The following is a 16,864-nucleotide window of genomic DNA, read 5'->3' as shown; positions in this document are numbered from 1 at the left end:
TCCCTCCGGGCTTTCCCTTCGGTCCTGCTGTCTTGCGTTTCCGACTCTATCAGAACCTTTCGGCGCCTGATTCCCGGTCAGCGGGAGTTGCTTTCAGATATCCGCTTTCGCGTTTCTCTTTCGGCGAATCCGACTTTATCAGAGATTCTGAGTCGGAATTCCCACCCGGTCCGGTACTCGACTCCCGGCAAGTCTCTGCCTCGGCGCTCCCGTTCAGGTGGAGCCGTAAACCTACTGGAGCGGGGCCCCCGAAGCAAATCGGGGGCCCCGCTCCAGTGTTGAGGTCGAACCCGAGGTCAGACCTCGACGACCACAGGCAGGATCATCGGGCGCCGGCGGTAGGTGTCGGAGACCCACTTGCCCACCGATCGCCGTACCAGCTGCTGGAGTTGGTGGGGCTCGGCGACACCGTCCGATGCCGACTTCCCGATGATCTCCTCGATCTTGGGGATGACGGCGGAGAACGCGGAGTCCTCGATGCCGGAGCCTCGCGCCTGGATGTGCGGACCGCCCACGACCTTCCCGGTCGTCGAATCCACCACCAGGAACACGGAGATGATGCCCTCGTCGCCGAGGATGCGGCGGTCCTTGAGGGAGGTCTCGGTCACATCGCCGACCGAGAGCCCGTCGACGTACACGTAACCCGCCTGGACCTTGCCGACGATTCTCGCCTTGCCGTCGACCAGGTCGACGACGACTCCGTCCTCGGCGATGACGATGTGGTCCTTCGGCACCCCGGTCAGCGCGCCGAGTTCGGCGTTGGCGCGCAGATGGCGCCATTCGCCGTGAACCGGCATGAGGTTCTTCGGCTTGCAGATGTTGTAGAAGTACAGCAGTTCGCCGGCCGACGCGTGGCCCGAGACATGGACCTTGGCGTTGCCCTTGTGGACGACGTTCGCGCCCCAGCGGGTCAGGCCGTTGATGACGCGGTAGACCGCGTTCTCGTTGCCCGGGATCAGGGACGACGCGAGGATCACCGTGTCGCCGGGGACGATCCGGATCTGGTGGTCGCGGTTGGCCATGCGTGAGAGCGCGGCCATCGGTTCGCCCTGGGAGCCGGTGCAGACGAGGACGACCTCGCTGTCGGGGAGGTCGTCTAGTGTCTTGACGTCGACGACGAGTCCGGCCGGGACCTTGAGGTAGCCGAGGTCCCTGGCGATCCCCATGTTCCTGACCATCGAGCGGCCGACGAACGCGACTCTGCGGCCGTACTCGTGGGCCGCGTCGAGGATCTGCTGGATGCGGTGTACGTGGCTGGCGAAGCTCGCCACGATGATCCGCTTCTGGGCACTGCCGAAGACCTGCCGCAGGACGTTCGAGATGTCCCGCTCGGGCGGGACGAAGCCCGGCACCTCGGCGTTGGTCGAGTCGGAGAGCAGCAGATCGATGCCCTCCTCGCCGAGTCTGGCGAAGGTCGGCAGATCGGTCAGCCGGCGGTCCAGCGGGAGCTGGTCCATTTTGAAGTCGCCGGTGTGGACCACCATTCCCGCGGGGGTGCGGATGGCGACGGCCAGCGCGTCCGGGATCGAGTGGTTCACCGCGACGAACTCGCAGTCGAACGGCCCGATGCGCTCGCGGTGGCCCTCGGTGACTTCGAGGGTGTACGGGCGGATGCGGTGCTCCTGGAGCTTGGCCTCGATCAGGGCGAGGGTCAGCTTGGAGCCGATGAGGGGGATGTCCGGCTTCAGCCGGAGCAGGAACGGGACACCACCGATGTGGTCCTCGTGGCCGTGCGTGAGGACGATCCCCTCGATGTCGTCGAGGCGGTCACGGATGGTGGTGAAGTCCGGCAGGATCAGGTCGATGCCCGGCTGTTCCTCTTCGGGGAAGAGGACGCCGCAGTCGACGATCAGCAGCCGGCCGTTGTATTCGAAGACCGTCATGTTCCGGCCGATTTCGCCGAGGCCACCGAGCGGGGTGACACGCAGGCCGCCCTTGGGCAGCTTCGGCGGGGCGCCGAGTTCGGGATGCGGATGACTCAAAAGACTCTCCTCACCACACACGCCACGTACCGGTGAGGCACGTGGCGCGCATGACATTCGTGCACTTGCTGTCGCACTTGCTTGTTGTCCGAGTGGGGCGGAATGCCCTGCACGTTCGGTGTTCGTTTATTCAGTTGTGAAGTTCGATATTTTCGATATTCATGCGACCTGGTCCATGAATCGTGTCCATGAAGGCGATGCCTCGATCAGAGCTCTACCCCGCCGGCCGCGAGATCGATCTTGAGCTGCGCCGTCTCGTGCTCGGTCAGTTCGACGAGCGGGAGGCGCAGCGGGCCGGCCGGCAGCTGCTGCAGGGTGAGCGCCGCCTTGGTGGTGATGACTCCCTGCGTACGGAACATGCCGGTGAAGACGGGGAGCAGCTTCTGGTGGATCTCCGTGGCCTTCTGGACGTCACCGGAGACGTGCGCGTCGAGCATGGCGCGCAGTTCCGGCGTGACCACGTGGCCGACGACGGAGACGAAGCCGATGGCGCCGACCGCGAGGAGCGGGAGGTTGAGCATGTCGTCCCCCGAGTACCAGGGGAGGCCGCTCTGCGCGATGACCCAGCTGGCTCGGCCCAGGTCGCCCTTGGCGTCCTTGTTGGCGACGATCCGCGGGTGCTGGGCGAGACGGATGAGTGTCTCGGTGTCGATGGGGACGCCGCTTCGGCCCGGGATGTCGTACAGCATCACCGGCAGCCCGGTGGCGTCGGCGATGGCCGTGAAGTGCTGGAAGAGGCCTTCCTGCGGGGGCTTGTTGTAGTACGGGGTCACCGCGAGCAGGCCGTGCGCGCCGGTGCGTTCGGCGGTGCGGGCGAGCTCGAGGCTGTGCCGGGTGTCGTTCGTGCCGATTCCGGCGACGACATGGGCCCGGTCTCCGACCGCCTCCAGGACGGCTCGTACGAGCTGGTCTTTCTCCGCGTCGCTGGTGGTCGGGGACTCGCCGGTGGTGCCATTGATGATCAGGCCGTCGTTGCCTGCGTCCACCAGATGGGAGGCGAGTCGCTGGGCGCCGTCGAGATCGAGTGCGCCGTCCGCCGTGAACGGCGTGACCATGGCGGTGAGGACCCGCCCGAAGGGGGTCTGCGGAGTGGAGATCGGAGCCATGGGTAACACGCTACTCGTTGCTCGGCCCGGCGTGTCCCCTCGGGGGCACACGGGCAGGTCGTGGGCCCGCGGTGCCGGTGCGGGCTCTGGGGTGACGGGAGCCGTTGAGCTGCTCGTGACGCACGGTGACGACTCCCCCGGAGGGGCGGGAGTACGGAGCCCGGCACTGACTGCTCGGGGGTTCAGGCAGTGCCGGGTCCGTCTGATCAGCCTAGATGAACTACTCGAAACGTCGCAATCCGGACACTTCGGACCTCAGTGGCACATCTGTGCGCAATGCCAGCCCTGCGGGGCCCTCGGCGCGCTACGGCGCGACCCTGCCGTTGCCGTTGAAGGCGGCGTGCGTGAGCGGCATGAGCCGCGCCCACTGCTCCTCCATCTTCTCGCCGACCATCTCGATCTCCCGCTGCGGGAAGGACGGGACCTTCGCCGCCTCGTGCTGGGTGCGCAGCCCGAGGAAGTGCATCAGCGAGCGTGCGTTGCACGTCGCGTACATCGACGAGTAGAGGCCCACGGGCAGCACCGCACGGGCCACCTCTCGGGCGACACCGGCCGCCAGCATCTCCTGGTACGCCTCGTACGCCCGGCGGTACGACTCCGTCATCACGCGCTCGGTGAGGTCCTGCTGCTCCTGCGTGCCGTCGACGAAGACGTACTTGCCGGGGCGGCCCTCCTGGACCAGCTTGCGTGAGGGGTCGGGGACGTAGAAAACGGGCTGGAGCTCCCGGTAGCGGCCGGATTCCTCGTTGTAGGACCAGCCGACCCGGTGCCGCATGAATTCGCGGAAGACGAAGATCGGGGCGCTGATGAAGAAGGTCATCGAGTTGTGCTCGAAGGGGCTGCCGTGGCGGTCGCGCATCAGGAAGTTGATGAGGCCCTTGGAGCGCTCGGGGTCCTTGGACAGCTCCTCCAGGGACTGCTCACCCGCGGTGGAGACGCGTGCGGCCCACAGGACGTCCGAGTCGCCCGCGCTGTGCTTCACCAGGTCGACGGTCACCTCACTGCGGAAGCTGGGCTTGGAGTCTGCGGGGATGTCACTCACCGGCGGGGTCCTTCCTGTCACGTCCAACGGGCGGCGCCCACTCTACGACCAGGCGCTCAAGGCACTGGCGACGACTCCGGTCACACGCGGCACCGTACGGGTGGACGTCGCCGACGCCCGTCCGCAGGTCGTGCTGTTGTTCGTCAATTCGGTGAAATCGGGCACCAAATGACCGTCCCGCGCGTCTGACTCAGTAGCGGCGCCGGGTCACTTCGTCCGACGCCGGACCGACCTTCCCCTCGTACGACCGCAAGGAGTTCTCCCCCATGTTCCGCCGGCGTGAAGCCGTCCCATTCGCATTCGTCGCCGAGGCCGACCGCTTCCGCAGCAACGTCACTCCGCCTCCCAGGCAGCGGATCAGCCGGTCCGAGCTGCTGAGTCGCGCCCTCATCGGGCTGGTCGTCACGGCCGGGCTCGCCGGTTCGCTGCTGTTCGGGCTGCCGTCCCTCGAATCGGGTCAGCCCTCCGGACAGGTGCAACAGCCCGAAGCGGCCCAGGGCCGCTGACCCGTCCGGCCCCCCTGAGTGGTCCTGCCCGGGTGCTCCTCGATAACCTCAGCCAGCACCGCCCGATCGAGCGTGCTTGTGAGTGAGGATCAGTCGTGCCCCTGCCCTTCCTGACGGCCGACCGTGCGTTTGACGAGACCAGCGACAATGTCGCGCTCCCGTTCGACGACCACGACAGCTGGCGCCGCCCGTACCGTCCGGGACCGTGGCGGGTCGGCGCGTCGGCGCTGCTCCTGCTGCTCGCCTCGTTCGTGCTGCTCGCGACGATGATCATCGCGTTCGCAGGGGCAGCGTCCGGCGCCGCCGTGTGCCTCGGCATCGCGCTGGTGATGATCGCCGCCGCCCTGCGGCTGCTGAGGGTGGGCGCGTGGGTGAGCCGGCACGGCGTACGGCGGGTGGGGCTGCTCACGACCAAGACCGTGCCGTGGAGAGAGGCCGTGGAGGTCCGTACGGTGCAGCAGCCGGTGCGCTGGCTGGGGCTGCCGCGGACGGTGCAGGGGCAGGGGCTTCTTCTCGTACTCCGTGACGGCGAGAAGCGGCTGCTGCTCACGGATCACAACGCTGACTTCCTGTCCCGCCCCGAGGCGTTCGACCGGGCGGCGGACTCCGTCGAGGCGTGGGGCGACGAGTACCGGCGCGTCTGAACCCGCGCACCGTAGTCGCGAGTTGGTGGTCGCGAGGTGGCCGGACGAAGGCCGGCAGGACGCCGACCGGAGGCTCGGAACAAGTGGTCGGCTCGGACCCGACCTGACGGATCCGCCGGGTCGGTCGGCCTGCTGGGACCGATCGGCCGGGAGCGCGGCGCCACCGCGACAGCGCGACGTGGCGACGCCCCTCGGCTCAGCTCGGTGTCACTCCGCGGCCGTCGCGGGGCCCGCCCCGTGGAGCGCGATGGCGCGCCGCATCGCCTCACGGGCCCGGGGAGTGTCGCCGGCGTCGCGGTAGGCGACCGCGAGGCGGAACCAGCAGCGCCAGTCCCCCGGGGTGTCCTCGGTCTCCGCGCGGCGGGCCGCGAACACGGCGTCCGCCGACGCCCGGTCGACACGGCCGCTCGCGGTGCGCACCAGCTCGTCGACCGGCAGACCGCCCTCCGCGTCCAGCTCCGCGGCGAGCCGGTTGGCCCGCTGCACGAACCGGGTGTTGTGCCAGAGGAACCAGGCCCCGATGAACGGCAGCACCAGCACCGCGATCCCGAATGTGACGGTCAGCGGCGTGCCGATGCCGATGAGCGCGACGCCGCGGCCGCCGGCCAGGACGAAGTAGCCGACGAGGACGGTGGCCATGACGAAGTACATGATCTTGGCGCGCACGGCGGTCAGTCCGGCAGGTTCAGATCGAGGAAGTGTTCCAGGCCGAAGGTGAGGCCCGGTGTGCTGATGACCCTGCGGGCGCCGAGGAGGATCCCCGGCATGAAGCTGCTGTGGTGCAGGGAGTCGTGCCGGATGGTGAGCGTCTCCCCTTCGCCGCCGAGCAGAACCTCCTGGTGGGCGAGCAGTCCCCGGAGCCGTACCGAGTGGACCCGGACCCCGTCGACGTCCGCGCCGCGCGCACCGTCCAGCGCCGTGACCGTGGCGTCGGGCTGGGGCGCGGAGCCGGCCTCGGCGCGGGCGGCGGCGATCAGCTGGGCGGTGCGCGCGGCGGTGCCCGACGGGGCGTCGGCCTTGTTGGGATGGTGCAGCTCGACGACCTCGGCGGACTCGAAGTAACGGGCCGCCGCCTGGGCGAACTTCATGGTGAGGACGGCTCCGATGGAGAAGTTGGGCGCGATGAGCACGCCCGTCTCCGGGGAGCCCGCCAGCACCGTCTCCAGCTGCGCCAGGCGGTCGTCGGTCCAGCCGGTGGTACCGACGACGGCGTGGATGCCGTGCCGTACAAGGAAGTCGAGGTTGCCCATCACCGCGGTGGGGGTGGTCAGTTCGACGGCGACCTGGGCGCCCGTGTCGACGAGGGTCTCCAGTTTGTCGCCGCGTCCGAGGGCCGCGACCAGTTCCATGTCGTCGGCCGCCTCGACGGCCCGTACGGCCTCGGAGCCGATCCGCCCGTTGGCGCCGAGAACGGCCACCCGCAGTTTGGTGCTCATCGCTTCGCTTCCTTAGGAGGCTGGGAGGACGGGGGTCAGGCGACGGCCTCGTCGAGACGGTCGGCCTGCTTGTCCTTGAGGGGCCCGATGACCGACAGCGAGGGTCGCTGTCCCAGTACGTCGCGTGCCACGGCGCGCACGTCGTCGGGGGTGACGGCGGCTATCCGCGCGAGCATGTCGTCCACGGACATCTGCGTGCCCCAGCACAGCTCGCTCTTGCCGATGCGGTTCATCAGCGCGCCGGTGTCCTCCAGGCCGAGGACGGTGGAACCGGAGAGCTGCCCGACGGCGCGGCCGATCTCCTCGTCGCCGAGTCCTTCGGACGCTACCTGCTCCAGCCCGTCGCGGCAGATCTTCAGCACGTCGTGGACCTGGCTGGGGCGGCAGCCCGCGTAGACGCCGAAAAGTCCGCAGTCGGCGAAGCCGGAGGTGTACGAGTACACGCTGTAGGCGAGGCCACGCTTCTCCCGCACCTCCTGGAAGAGCCGGGAGCTCATACCGCCGCCGAGAGCCGTGCTGAGGACCCCCAGGGCCCACCTGCGCTCGTCGGTGCGGGAGAGGCCCGGCATGCCGAGGACGATGTGCGCCTGCTCCGTCTTGCGGTTCAGCAGTTCGACGCGGCCCGCAGTGCGCAGGTCACGGCGCCCCTCGCGCGGGGCGACGGGGACGGCGTCCGTACGGGAGAGGGCGCCGGCCTTCTCGAAGGCGCGGCGCACCTGCCGTACGACGGTGGCGTGGTCGACGTTGCCCGCGGCGGCGACGACCAGGTGCGTCGGGTCGTAGTGCTTCTTGTAGAAGCGGGCGATCCGGGTGCGGTCCAGGGCGTTGACGGTGTCGACGGTGCCCAGGACGGGGCGGCCGAGGGGGGTGTCCCCGAGCATCGTGTGCGAGAAGAGGTCGTGCACGCAGTCGCCCGGGTCGTCCTCGGTCATGGCGATCTCTTCGAGGATGACGCCGCGCTCGGCATCGACGTCCTCGGCCTCGATGAGCGAGCCCGTGAGCATGTCGCACACGACGTCGATGGCGAGAGGGAGGTCGGTGTCGAGCACGCGCGCGTAGTAGCAGGTGTACTCCTTCGCCGTGAAGGCGTTCATCTCGCCGCCGACCGCGTCTATGGCGGAGGAGATGTCGAGGGCGCTGCGCTTCTTGGTGCCCTTGAAGAGGAGGTGTTCCAGATAGTGCGTGGCGCCGTTGAGCGTGGGCGTCTCGTCGCGTGAGCCGACCTGTACCCAGATGCCGAAGGTCGCCGACCGTACGGACGGCAGGGTCTCGGTGACGACGCGCAGGCCGCCGGGGAGGGTCGTGCGGCGGACGGTGCCGATGCCGTTCTGCCCCTCCAGGAGGGTTTGGGTACGGGCGACGGCCCGTACCTCCGAGGAGGTGCGGGCCGTCGTCGTGGAACTACGAAACGTCACTGGGAGGCTTCGTCCTTCTGGTCGTCCTGCTTGTCGTTCTTCTCTTCGTCCTCGCCCTCGATCACGGGGATCAGGGAGAGCTTGCCGCGCTGGTCGATCTCGGCGATCTCGACCTGGACCTTCTGGCCGACGCCGAGGACGTCCTCGACGTTCTCGACGCGCTTGCCGCCGGCGAGCTTGCGGATCTGCGAGATGTGCAGCAGACCGTCCTTGCCGGGGAGCAGCGACACGAACGCACCGAAGGTGGTGGTCTTGACGACCGTGCCCAGGTAGCGCTCGCCGACCTCCGGCATGGTCGGGTTGGCGATGCCGTTGATCGTGGCGCGGGCGGCCTCGGCGGCCGGTCCGTCGGCGGCACCGATGTAGATGGTGCCGTCGTCCTCGATCGTGATGTCGGCGCCGGTGTCCTCCTGGATCTGGTTGATCATCTTGCCCTTGGGGCCGATGACCTCACCGATCTTGTCCACGGGGATCTTGACGGTGATGATCCGCGGGGCGTTCGGGGACATCTCGTCCGGGACGTCGATGGCCTCGTTCATCACATCGAGGATGTGGAGGCGGGCGTCGCGGGCCTGCTTCAGCGCGGCGGCCAGGACCGAGGCGGGGATGCCGTCGAGCTTGGTGTCGAGCTGGAGCGCGGTGACGAACGTCTTCGTACCGGCGACCTTGAAGTCCATGTCGCCGAAGGCGTCCTCCGCACCGAGGATGTCGGTGAGGGCGACGTAGTGCGTCTTGCCGTCGATCTCCTGGGAGATCAGGCCCATGGCGATACCGGCGACGGGGGCCTTGAGGGGCACACCGGCGTTCAGCAGCGACATGGTGGAGGCGCAGACCGAGCCCATGGACGTCGAGCCGTTGGAGCCCAGCGCCTCGGAGACCTGGCGGATCGCGTAGGGGAACTCCTCGCGCGTCGGCAGCACCGGCATGATGGCGCGCTCGGCGAGCGCTCCGTGGCCGATCTCGCGGCGCTTCGGCGAACCGACGCGGCCGGTCTCGCCGACGGAGTACGGCGGGAAGTTGTAGTTGTGCATGTAGCGCTTGCGGGTCACCGGCGAGAGGGTGTCCAACTGCTGCTCCATGCGGAGCATGTTGAGGGTGGTGACGCCCAGGATCTGGGTCTCGCCACGCTCGAACAGCGCGGAACCGTGCACGCGCGGGATGGCCTCGACCTCGGCGGCGAGCGTACGGATGTCCGTGACGCCGCGGCCGTCGATGCGGACCTTGTCCTTGATGACGCGCTCGCGGACCAGGGACTTCGTCAGCGCGCGGTACGCACCGGAGATCTCCTTCTCGCGGCCCTCGAACTGCGGGAGCAGCTTCTCGGCGGCGAGCTCCTTGACGCGGTCCAGCTCGGTCTCGCGGTCCTGCTTGCCGGCGATGGTGAGCGCCTGCGACAGCTCGCTCTTCACGGCGGCGGTGAGGGCCTCCAGGACGTCGTCCTGGTAGTCGAGGAAGACCGGGAACTCGCCGGTGGGCTTCGCGGCCTTGGCGGCGAGGTCGGCCTGGGCCTTGCAGAGCGCCTTGATGAAGGGCTTCGCGGCTTCCAGACCGGCGGCGACGATCTCCTCGGTGGGAGCGTCCGCGCCGTCGGCGACGAGCTGGATGGTCTTCGTGGTGGCCTCGGCCTCGACCATCATGATCGCGACGTCGCCGTCCTCGAGGACGCGGCCGGCGACCACCATGTCGAAGACGGCGTCCTCGAGCTCGGTGTGCGTCGGGAACGCGACCCACTGGCCCTTGATCAGGGCGACACGGGTGCCGCCGATCGGGCCGGAGAAGGGCAGGCCGGCCAGCTGCGTGGAGCAGGAGGCGGCGTTGATCGCGACCACGTCGTACAGGTGGTCGGGGTTGAGCGCCATGATCGTCTCGACGATCTGGATCTCGTTGCGCAGGCCCTTCTTGAAGGAGGGGCGCAGCGGCCGGTCGATGAGGCGGCAGGTGAGGATCGCGTCCTCGGAGGGCCGGCCCTCGCGGCGGAAGAACGAGCCGGGGATCTTGCCGGCGGCGTACTGCCGCTCCTCGACGTCCACCGTGAGGGGGAAGAAGTCGAGCTGGTCCTTGGGCTTCTTGGACGCGGTGGTGGCCGACAGCACCATGGTGTCGTCGTCCAGGTACGCGACGGCGGAGCCGGCGGCCTGCTTGGCCAGGCGGCCCGTCTCGAAGCGGATGGTGCGGGTGCCGAACGTGCCGTTGTCGATGACGGCTTCGGCGTAGTGGGTCTCGTTCTCCACCAGTGGTTCTCCGTTGCTTGTCGTTGTCGTCTTTCGTCCCGCGCCCGTGTGGCGGGGGACAGGCGGAGAAGCGCTCCTTGGTGCGGGCCGGTCTTCGATCGAAGCTCCCGGGGCGGCGGCGTGGGCCGCGGGCGGCGTTCGCCGCGCCGTTCCGGGGGCCACTACCGAGGACCGGCGGCGGAGGGGCGCTTCCCCTCGTCAGTGGGTGGTGCCTTCTGTCGTACGGGGTGGTGCTGGTCGTGCTCGTGTTGCCGGTGTTCCGTCACCGCTTCTCAGCGGTGTCCGGGAGCTGTGCTCCTGCGAACAGGTTACTGAGCTTCGTGCGCATACGGCGAAGGGAGCGGTTCCCGGTGTGTGGGAACCGCTCCCTTCACGGCGTGCTACTTGGCGCCGCCGGCCGCACCGCGGCGGATGCCCAGGCGGTCGACCAGGGCACGGAAGCGCTGGATGTCCTTCTTCGCCAGGTACTGCAGCAGGCGGCGGCGCTGGCCGACCAGGATGAGCAGACCGCGGCGGGAGTGGTGGTCGTGCTTGTGCGTCTTCAGGTGCTCGGTCAGGTCCGAGATGCGGCGCGAGAGCATCGCGACCTGGACCTCGGGGGAGCCGGTGTCGCCTTCCTTGGTGGCGAACTCCGACATGATCTGCTTCTTCGTAGCGGCGGCAAGCGGCACGCGTACTCCTCGTGGGTCTTCGTGGCCATCGAGTGCCCCAGGTCGAATTCGCTGGGGATCTTCGGTTACTCGGGTGGCGGGGATGAGCTGCCGTTGTTGACGGGGTCGCTGTTTCCGGACAGACCGGAACGCGTACACAAACGGCCGTCACACAGCGTACCAGCCAGTCAGGACGTCAACGCACGGATGGAGTGGTAGACGTCGAACACCGCGAGGCACAGCGGGACGACCGTCAGTAGTACGAAGGATTCGGCGATCTCCAGGAAGCGGCCCCAGAAGGGGGTGACGCCCTTGCGCGGGACGATCAGCCCTATGGCGATGATCAGTGCGGCGATCCCGGCGACGGCGGCGGTCAGCCAGACCGTACGGATGTCGAGGCCCGCGCCGTCACCGCGCAGGGCCTCGCGGATCAGCCCCTCCGGGGGGTTGAGGCAGAGACCGAGTCCCAGCAGGACGAGGGCGCCGAGCCCGGCGGCGAGGGCGCAGCCGACCTGCGCGGTGTAACTGAAGAGGTGGGCGCGCATCAGCATGGCGACGCCGGTGGCCAGGGCGAGGAGCTGGCCCCACACGCCGTCGGAGAAGCCGAGCACGGCGGCGGCGCCGACGGCCACCAGCGCGCAGCCGCCGACCAGGCCGACGAGGAGTTCGTGGCCGCGGCGGGCCTGGGCGGCGATGCGCTCGGGGTCGACGGGCGCGGGGGGCGCGGGGTCGCTTCCGTAGTCACCGGCGGCCGTACGGGGCGGCTCGAACCCGATGGGGAGCCGGGCGAAGCGGGTGGAGAGGCCGGGCAGGAAGGCCAGTGTTCCTACGGAGAGCGCGGCGCACACGGCGGCGGTCTCGGCGGGCGCCATGTCGGTCGTGATGGCGATGAACGTCACCAGGAGGCCGACGGTGGAGGCGAAGACGAACGCGACGAAGGGGCTGTCACCGGCGGGGGTGACGATCACCAGGATCACCGAGGCGACCAGTACGGCGGCGCAGGCGAGAAGGAACTGGAGTCTGCCGATGCCCTGTCCGTCCGCGAAGGGCAGCAGTCCGGAGCCGGCGACGGCGGCGTTGGCCATCGAGCCGATACCGAGGGCGACGGACGAGCCGCGGTCGTCGTACACCCGGGCCCGTACACCGGCGAGGGCGAGCAGCAGGACGGCGGTGACGCCCGCCAGGATGCCCGGAAGGCCGTGTGTGTCGTGGCGGGGGTCGGCGGTCCACAGCACGAAGGCGAGCAGCGTCAGCAGGACGGAGCCGCCGAAGAGGCCGGCGCCGCGCATCGCGCTGTCGGTCCACAGGGTGCGGTCACGGGCGACGGCGGACGCGACGGCGTCGGAGACGTCGTCGAAGACCGCCGGGGGCAGGGATTCGGCGAAGGGCCGCAGCGACAGCAGTTCGCCGTCGAGGATGCGCTGGGAGGCCAGGGAGCGGGCACTGTCGAGGACGGTGCCGTCGCGGCGTACCAGGTGGTACCCGACGGGGGCGCCCGCCTCGGGGCTCTGACCGGAGAGCCGCAGGATCTCCGGGTGGAGGTCGGCCACGGCGATGTCCTCGGGCAGCGCCACGTCGATGCGGCCGTCCGGGGCGACGACGGTGATCCGGCAGAAGCCGGTCCCACCGCTCGACGGGGCCGGTGCGCCCGGCTGACCGGTTCCGGTGGCCGCCGCTTGGGCCGTCATACTCACGTGCTGCATCCCCCTCGTGGTTCCCATGCGCCCGATGCCCGCGTTGCACTGTGAATGACCCGTTTTTTTGCGGAAGTTCATCGCTGCGCAAACGCGTCCGGTCACCCTACCGCCGGGCGGCGGACACCCACGCAAGTAGGATCCTTGCCCGCGGATGGAGGCCCGTCGCCACGGGGGCGCCGGTGGGAACTTTTCCGTCCGGCAAGGGAATTGGTGAGCAGTGAGTCAGATCGTCGTCAAGCGCCCGCCGCGGGCTCTGCCCGCCGAGGTACCCGGCGAGCAGATGCAGGTGCAACCCCCTCCGCCACTGCCCAGAGGGCAGCAGGAGGGCGCGCTCATGCAGCTGCTGCCGATGCTGGGCATGGGCGGTTCGGTCGTCTTCTTCTTCATGACGCCGAATCCGATCATGCGGATCATGGGCATGGTGATGATCGCCTCGACGATCGCCATGGCCATCGCGATGCTGGTGCGGCACCGGCGCGGGACCCAGGGCGAGCTCGCCGACATGCGGCGTGACTACCTCAAGTACCTGACTCAGACGCGGCGTACGGTGCTGCGGACCGCGCATCTGCAACGGGACGCGCAGTACTACCTCCACCCCTCCCCGGAGCAGCTGTGGGCGCTGGTCGCCGAGGGCAGCCGGGTGTGGGAACGGCGGGTCGCCGACGACGACTTCGGGCAGGTACGCATCGGGCTGGGCAGTCAGCAGCTCGCCACCCCGCTCATCGCCCCCGAGACCGCCCCCGTGGACGAGCTGGAGCCGCTGACCGCCGGGGCGATGCAGCAGTTCCTCAACGCGCACAGTGTGCTGGACGGCCTGCCGATGGCCGTCTCGCTGCGCGCCTTCTACCACCTGACCGTCACCGGCGAGGCCGAGTCGGTGCGCTCCACGGCGCGCGCGATGGTCGGTTCGCTCGCCTCGCTGCACTCCCCCGAGGACCTGGTCATCGCCGTCGTCACCGGGCGGGGCGCGGCGTCGGGGTGGGAGTGGGCGAAGTGGTTGCCGCACGTCCAGGCGCAGGGCCCCGGTGACGGGGCGGGCAGCCGGCGGCTGATCACCTCCGACGTGCGGGAGCTGGAGGAGATGCTGGCGGGGCGGCTGGAGGGCCGTCCGCGCTTCCAGTCCGGCGGGCATCCGCTGCTGGACCAGCCGCACATCGTCGTCGTCCTGGACGGCCTGTCGCTGCCCCCCGTGTCGGCGCTCGCGACGCCCGAGGGGCTGCAGGGCGTGACGGTCGTCGAGGTCGTACCGGGTGAGGTCACCGGGGCGCGCGGCGGCCTCTCCGTGGTGGTGCATCCCGGCTCGCTGCGGCTGGAGTCGGGGCACGGAATGGTGTACGACGGGGAGCCCGACCGGCTGAGCCTGGAGGCCGCCGAGGCGCTGGCCCGTCAGCTCGCCCCGCTGCGGGCCGCGACGGGCGGTGACGACGACGACGAACCGCTGCTGGCCAACCTCGACTTCACCGATCTGCTGAACCTCGGGGACGCGGCGTCCGTCGACGTCACCCGCACGTGGCGGCCCCGTTCGCAGGCGGAGCGGCTGCGTGTGCCGATCGGTGTCGGTGAGGACGGGGCGCCCGTCATGCTGGACCTGAAGGAGGCGGCGCAGGAGGGCATGGGGCCGCACGGGCTGTGTGTCGGCGCCACCGGCTCCGGAAAGTCCGAACTGCTGCGGACGCTGGTGCTGGGCCTCGCCGTCACGCACTCCTCGGAAACCCTGAACTTCGTCCTCGCGGACTTCAAGGGCGGTGCCACCTTCGCGGGCATGTCGCAGATGCCGCACGTCGCCGCGGTGATCACCAACCTCGCGGACGACCTCACCCTGGTCGACCGCATGGGCGACTCGATCCGCGGCGAGCTGAACCGGCGTCAGGAAATGCTGCGCGACGCGGGCAACTACGCCAACATCCACGACTACGAGAAGGCGCGCGCCGCGGGGTCGCCGCTGCAGCCCATCCCGTCGCTGGTGCTGGTCATCGACGAGTTCAGCGAACTGCTCACCGCCATGCCGGACTTCATCGAGATGTTCGTCCAGATCGGCCGCATCGGGCGATCGCTGGGTGTCCATCTCCTGCTGGCGTCGCAGCGGTTGGAGGAGGGCCGGCTGCGCGGGCTGGAGACGTACCTGTCGTACCGGGTGGGTCTGCGGACCTTCTCGGCGGCGGAGTCCCGCGCCGCGCTGGGTGTGCCGGACGCGTACCAGCTGCCGAACGTGCCCGGTTCCGGGTATCTGAAGTACGGCACCGACGAGATGGTGCGGTTCAAGGCCGCGTACGTCTCCGGGGTGTACCGGGCGAACGCGCAGGCCGTCGCGGGCACCGGGGGGCCGCTCCCGGTCGACCGCAGGCCCGTGGCGTTCACCGCGGCGCCGGTGCCGGTGCACTACGTGCAGCCGGCCACCCGGGCCGTCGTACCGGACGCGCGCACCAGCCCCGAGGACGACGCGCTGGCCGACACGGTGCTCGACGTGATCGTGCGCCGGCTCGAAGGGCGCGGCGCCGAGGCGCACCAGGTGTGGCTGCCGCCGCTGGACAACCCGCCGTCGCTGGACGAGCTGCTGCCGGGGCTGTCGAACGTGGAGGGGCGCGGGCTCACCCAGCCCGGCTTCGAGGGTGCGGGGCGCCTGGTCGTACCGCTGGGCGTCGTCGACAAGCCGTACGAGCAGCGGCGCGACACCCTGTACCGGGACTTCTCCGGTGCGGCGGGTCACATGCAGATCGTCGGCGGGCCGCAGTCCGGCAAGTCGACGCTGCTGCGCACCCTCATCTCCGGGTTCGCGCTGACGCACACGCCGCAGGAGGTGCAGTTCTACGGGCTGGACTTCGGCGGCGGCGGCATGTCGTCGATCGCCGGGCTGCCGCACGTCGGCGGGGTGGCGTCGCGGCTCGACCCCGAGAAGGTGCGGCGTACGACGGCCGAGGTGTACGGGATCCTGGCGCGCCGCGAGGAGTACTTCCGTACGGCGGGGATCGACTCCATCAACACCTTCCGCAGGATGCGGGAACGGGGCGAGATCTCGCTCACGGACCAGCCGTGGGGCGATGTCTTCCTGATCATCGACGGATGGGGCAACTTCCGCACCGACTATGAGGCGTTGGAGCCCGCCGTGCTCGACATCGCGGCGCGCGGGCTGGGTTACGGCATCCATGTGGTGCTCACGGCCTCGCGCTCGATGGAGGTGCGCGCCAACCTCAAGGACCACCTGATGAACCGGCTGGAGCTGCGCCTCGGCGACACGATGGACTCCGATCTGGACCGCAAGGCGGCCGTCAACGTGCCCACCGGGGTGCCGGGCCGGGGTCTGACGCCGGAGAAGCTGCACTTCATGGCGGCGGTGCCGCGGATCGACGCCATCAACTCCGACAGCGACCTGTCGGAGGCGACGGCTGCCATGACGCAGGAGGTCGGCCGGCACTGGACGGGGCCGGGCGCCCCCGCCGTACGGCTGCTGCCGCGCGAGCTGGCGGCGGCGACGCTGCCGCCGGGCGTCGAGCAGCCGAAGCGCGGCGTGGCCTTCGGTATCGACGAGAACCTGCTGGAGCCGGTCTTCGTCAACTTCGAACGCGATCCGTTCTTCCTGGTGTTCGGCGAGAGCGAGTCCGGCAAGTCGAACCTGCTGCGGCTGCTGATCAAGCAGTTGTGCGAGCGGTACGACGGGAACTCGGCCAAGTTCTTCGTCATCGACAACCGGCGCGCGCTGCTGGACGTGACGCCGCCGTCGCACCTGGCGGAGTACGTGCCGATGTCCAACAACATGGAGCACCACGTGGACGCGCTGTCGGACCTGATGCGGCGCCGTACCCCGGCGGCCGACGTCACGGCGCAGCAGTTGCGTGACCGCAGCTGGTGGCGAGGGCCGAACGTGTTCGTGGTCGTCGACGACTACGACCTGGTGTCCACCTCCAGCGGCAACCCGCTCAACAAGCTGACGGAGCAGCTGCCGTTCGCGCGTGACGTGGGCGTCCGCTTCATCATCGCGCGCAGCGCGGCGGGGGCGAGCAGGGCCTCGTACGAGCCGTTCATGCAGCGGATGATGGAACTCGGCGCGCAGGGCGTGCTGCTCTCGGGCGACCCGCAGGAGGGCGACATCCTCGGCGGCGTCAGGGCGCGTCCGATGCCGGCGGGCCGCGGCATCTTCGTCTCACGGCAGCGCGGCAA

The 16,864-nt window shown here is 69.6% G+C and carries 13 protein-coding genes; 4 read left to right on the top strand and 9 right to left on the bottom strand.

Annotated features, from left to right (window positions below; translation table 11 throughout):
- Positions 1–296 precede the first annotated feature (296 nt).
- From GXP76_RS25250 to thyX, 3 genes are all read right to left on the bottom strand, one after another.
- Positions 297–1,982 (bottom strand): ribonuclease J, encoded by a 1,686-nt coding sequence (locus GXP76_RS25250; RefSeq protein WP_242573894.1) that lies wholly within the window; start codon positions 1,980–1,982, stop codon positions 297–299.
- Between the two features lie 206 nt (positions 1,983–2,188).
- Positions 2,189–3,088, bottom strand: a complete 900-nt coding sequence (gene dapA / locus GXP76_RS25245; RefSeq protein ID WP_242573893.1) for a 4-hydroxy-tetrahydrodipicolinate synthase — start codon at positions 3,086–3,088, stop codon at positions 2,189–2,191.
- A 304-nt stretch (positions 3,089–3,392) separates the two neighbouring features.
- Complete coding sequence (thyX, locus tag GXP76_RS25240) at positions 3,393–4,130, bottom strand: FAD-dependent thymidylate synthase (protein ID WP_242573892.1); 738 nt, start codon at positions 4,128–4,130, stop codon at positions 3,393–3,395.
- Here thyX and GXP76_RS25235 point away from each other — a divergent pair.
- From GXP76_RS25235 to GXP76_RS25225, 3 genes are all read left to right on the top strand, one after another.
- Positions 4,120–4,302, top strand: a complete 183-nt coding sequence (locus GXP76_RS25235) for a hypothetical protein (protein WP_242573891.1) — start codon at positions 4,120–4,122, stop codon at positions 4,300–4,302. The two genes, thyX and GXP76_RS25235, sit on opposite strands and share 11 nt — an antisense overlap.
- Positions 4,303–4,396: 94 nt before the next feature.
- Positions 4,397–4,636 carry a hypothetical protein gene (locus tag GXP76_RS25230; RefSeq protein WP_242573890.1) on the top strand — a complete coding sequence of 80 codons (240 nt, stop codon included), beginning with the start codon at positions 4,397–4,399 and terminating at the stop codon, positions 4,634–4,636.
- A gap of 95 nt (positions 4,637–4,731) precedes the next feature.
- Complete coding sequence (locus tag GXP76_RS25225) at positions 4,732–5,280, top strand: hypothetical protein (RefSeq protein ID WP_242573889.1); 549 nt, start codon at positions 4,732–4,734, stop codon at positions 5,278–5,280.
- A 207-nt stretch (positions 5,281–5,487) separates the two neighbouring features.
- Here the strand turns inward: GXP76_RS25225 and GXP76_RS25220 are convergent, their stop codons facing one another.
- From GXP76_RS25220 to eccD, 6 genes are all read right to left on the bottom strand, one after another.
- Positions 5,488–5,946 (bottom strand): tetratricopeptide repeat protein, encoded by a 459-nt coding sequence (locus GXP76_RS25220; protein ID WP_242573888.1) that lies wholly within the window; start codon positions 5,944–5,946, stop codon positions 5,488–5,490.
- Positions 5,947–5,951: 5 nt separating this feature from the next.
- Positions 5,952–6,716 carry a 4-hydroxy-tetrahydrodipicolinate reductase gene (gene dapB / locus GXP76_RS25215; RefSeq protein WP_242573887.1) on the bottom strand — a complete coding sequence of 255 codons (765 nt, stop codon included), beginning with the start codon at positions 6,714–6,716 and terminating at the stop codon, positions 5,952–5,954.
- 35 nt (positions 6,717–6,751) lie between these two features.
- Complete coding sequence (locus tag GXP76_RS25210) at positions 6,752–8,131, bottom strand: pitrilysin family protein (RefSeq protein ID WP_242573886.1); 1,380 nt, start codon at positions 8,129–8,131, stop codon at positions 6,752–6,754.
- A complete protein-coding gene (locus tag GXP76_RS25205; protein ID WP_242573885.1) occupies positions 8,128–10,362 on the bottom strand; it encodes a polyribonucleotide nucleotidyltransferase in 2,235 nt (744 codons plus the stop codon). Before GXP76_RS25205 ends, GXP76_RS25210 begins: the two co-directional genes overlap by 4 nt.
- A gap of 380 nt (positions 10,363–10,742) precedes the next feature.
- Positions 10,743–11,033: a 30S ribosomal protein S15 gene (gene rpsO, locus GXP76_RS25200; protein ID WP_023538273.1), complete on the bottom strand. Its 291-nt coding sequence runs from the start codon at positions 11,031–11,033 to the stop codon at positions 10,743–10,745.
- A gap of 167 nt (positions 11,034–11,200) precedes the next feature.
- Entirely contained in the window at positions 11,201–12,700 is a 1,500-nt protein-coding gene (gene eccD / locus GXP76_RS25195) for a type VII secretion integral membrane protein EccD (protein ID WP_242573884.1), read from the bottom strand.
- A gap of 226 nt (positions 12,701–12,926) precedes the next feature.
- Between eccD and eccCa the strand changes: the two genes are divergently transcribed.
- A partial coding sequence (gene eccCa / locus GXP76_RS25190; protein ID WP_242573883.1) for a type VII secretion protein EccCa occupies positions 12,927–16,864 on the top strand: 3,938 nt, incomplete at its 3' end.

The sequence above is a fragment of the Streptomyces sp. NP-1717 genome, from assembly GCF_022695985.1.
In the GTDB taxonomy this organism is placed as follows: Bacteria; Actinomycetota; Actinomycetes; order Streptomycetales; family Streptomycetaceae; genus Streptomyces.
This window is presented reverse-complemented; position numbering and strand designations above follow the sequence as displayed.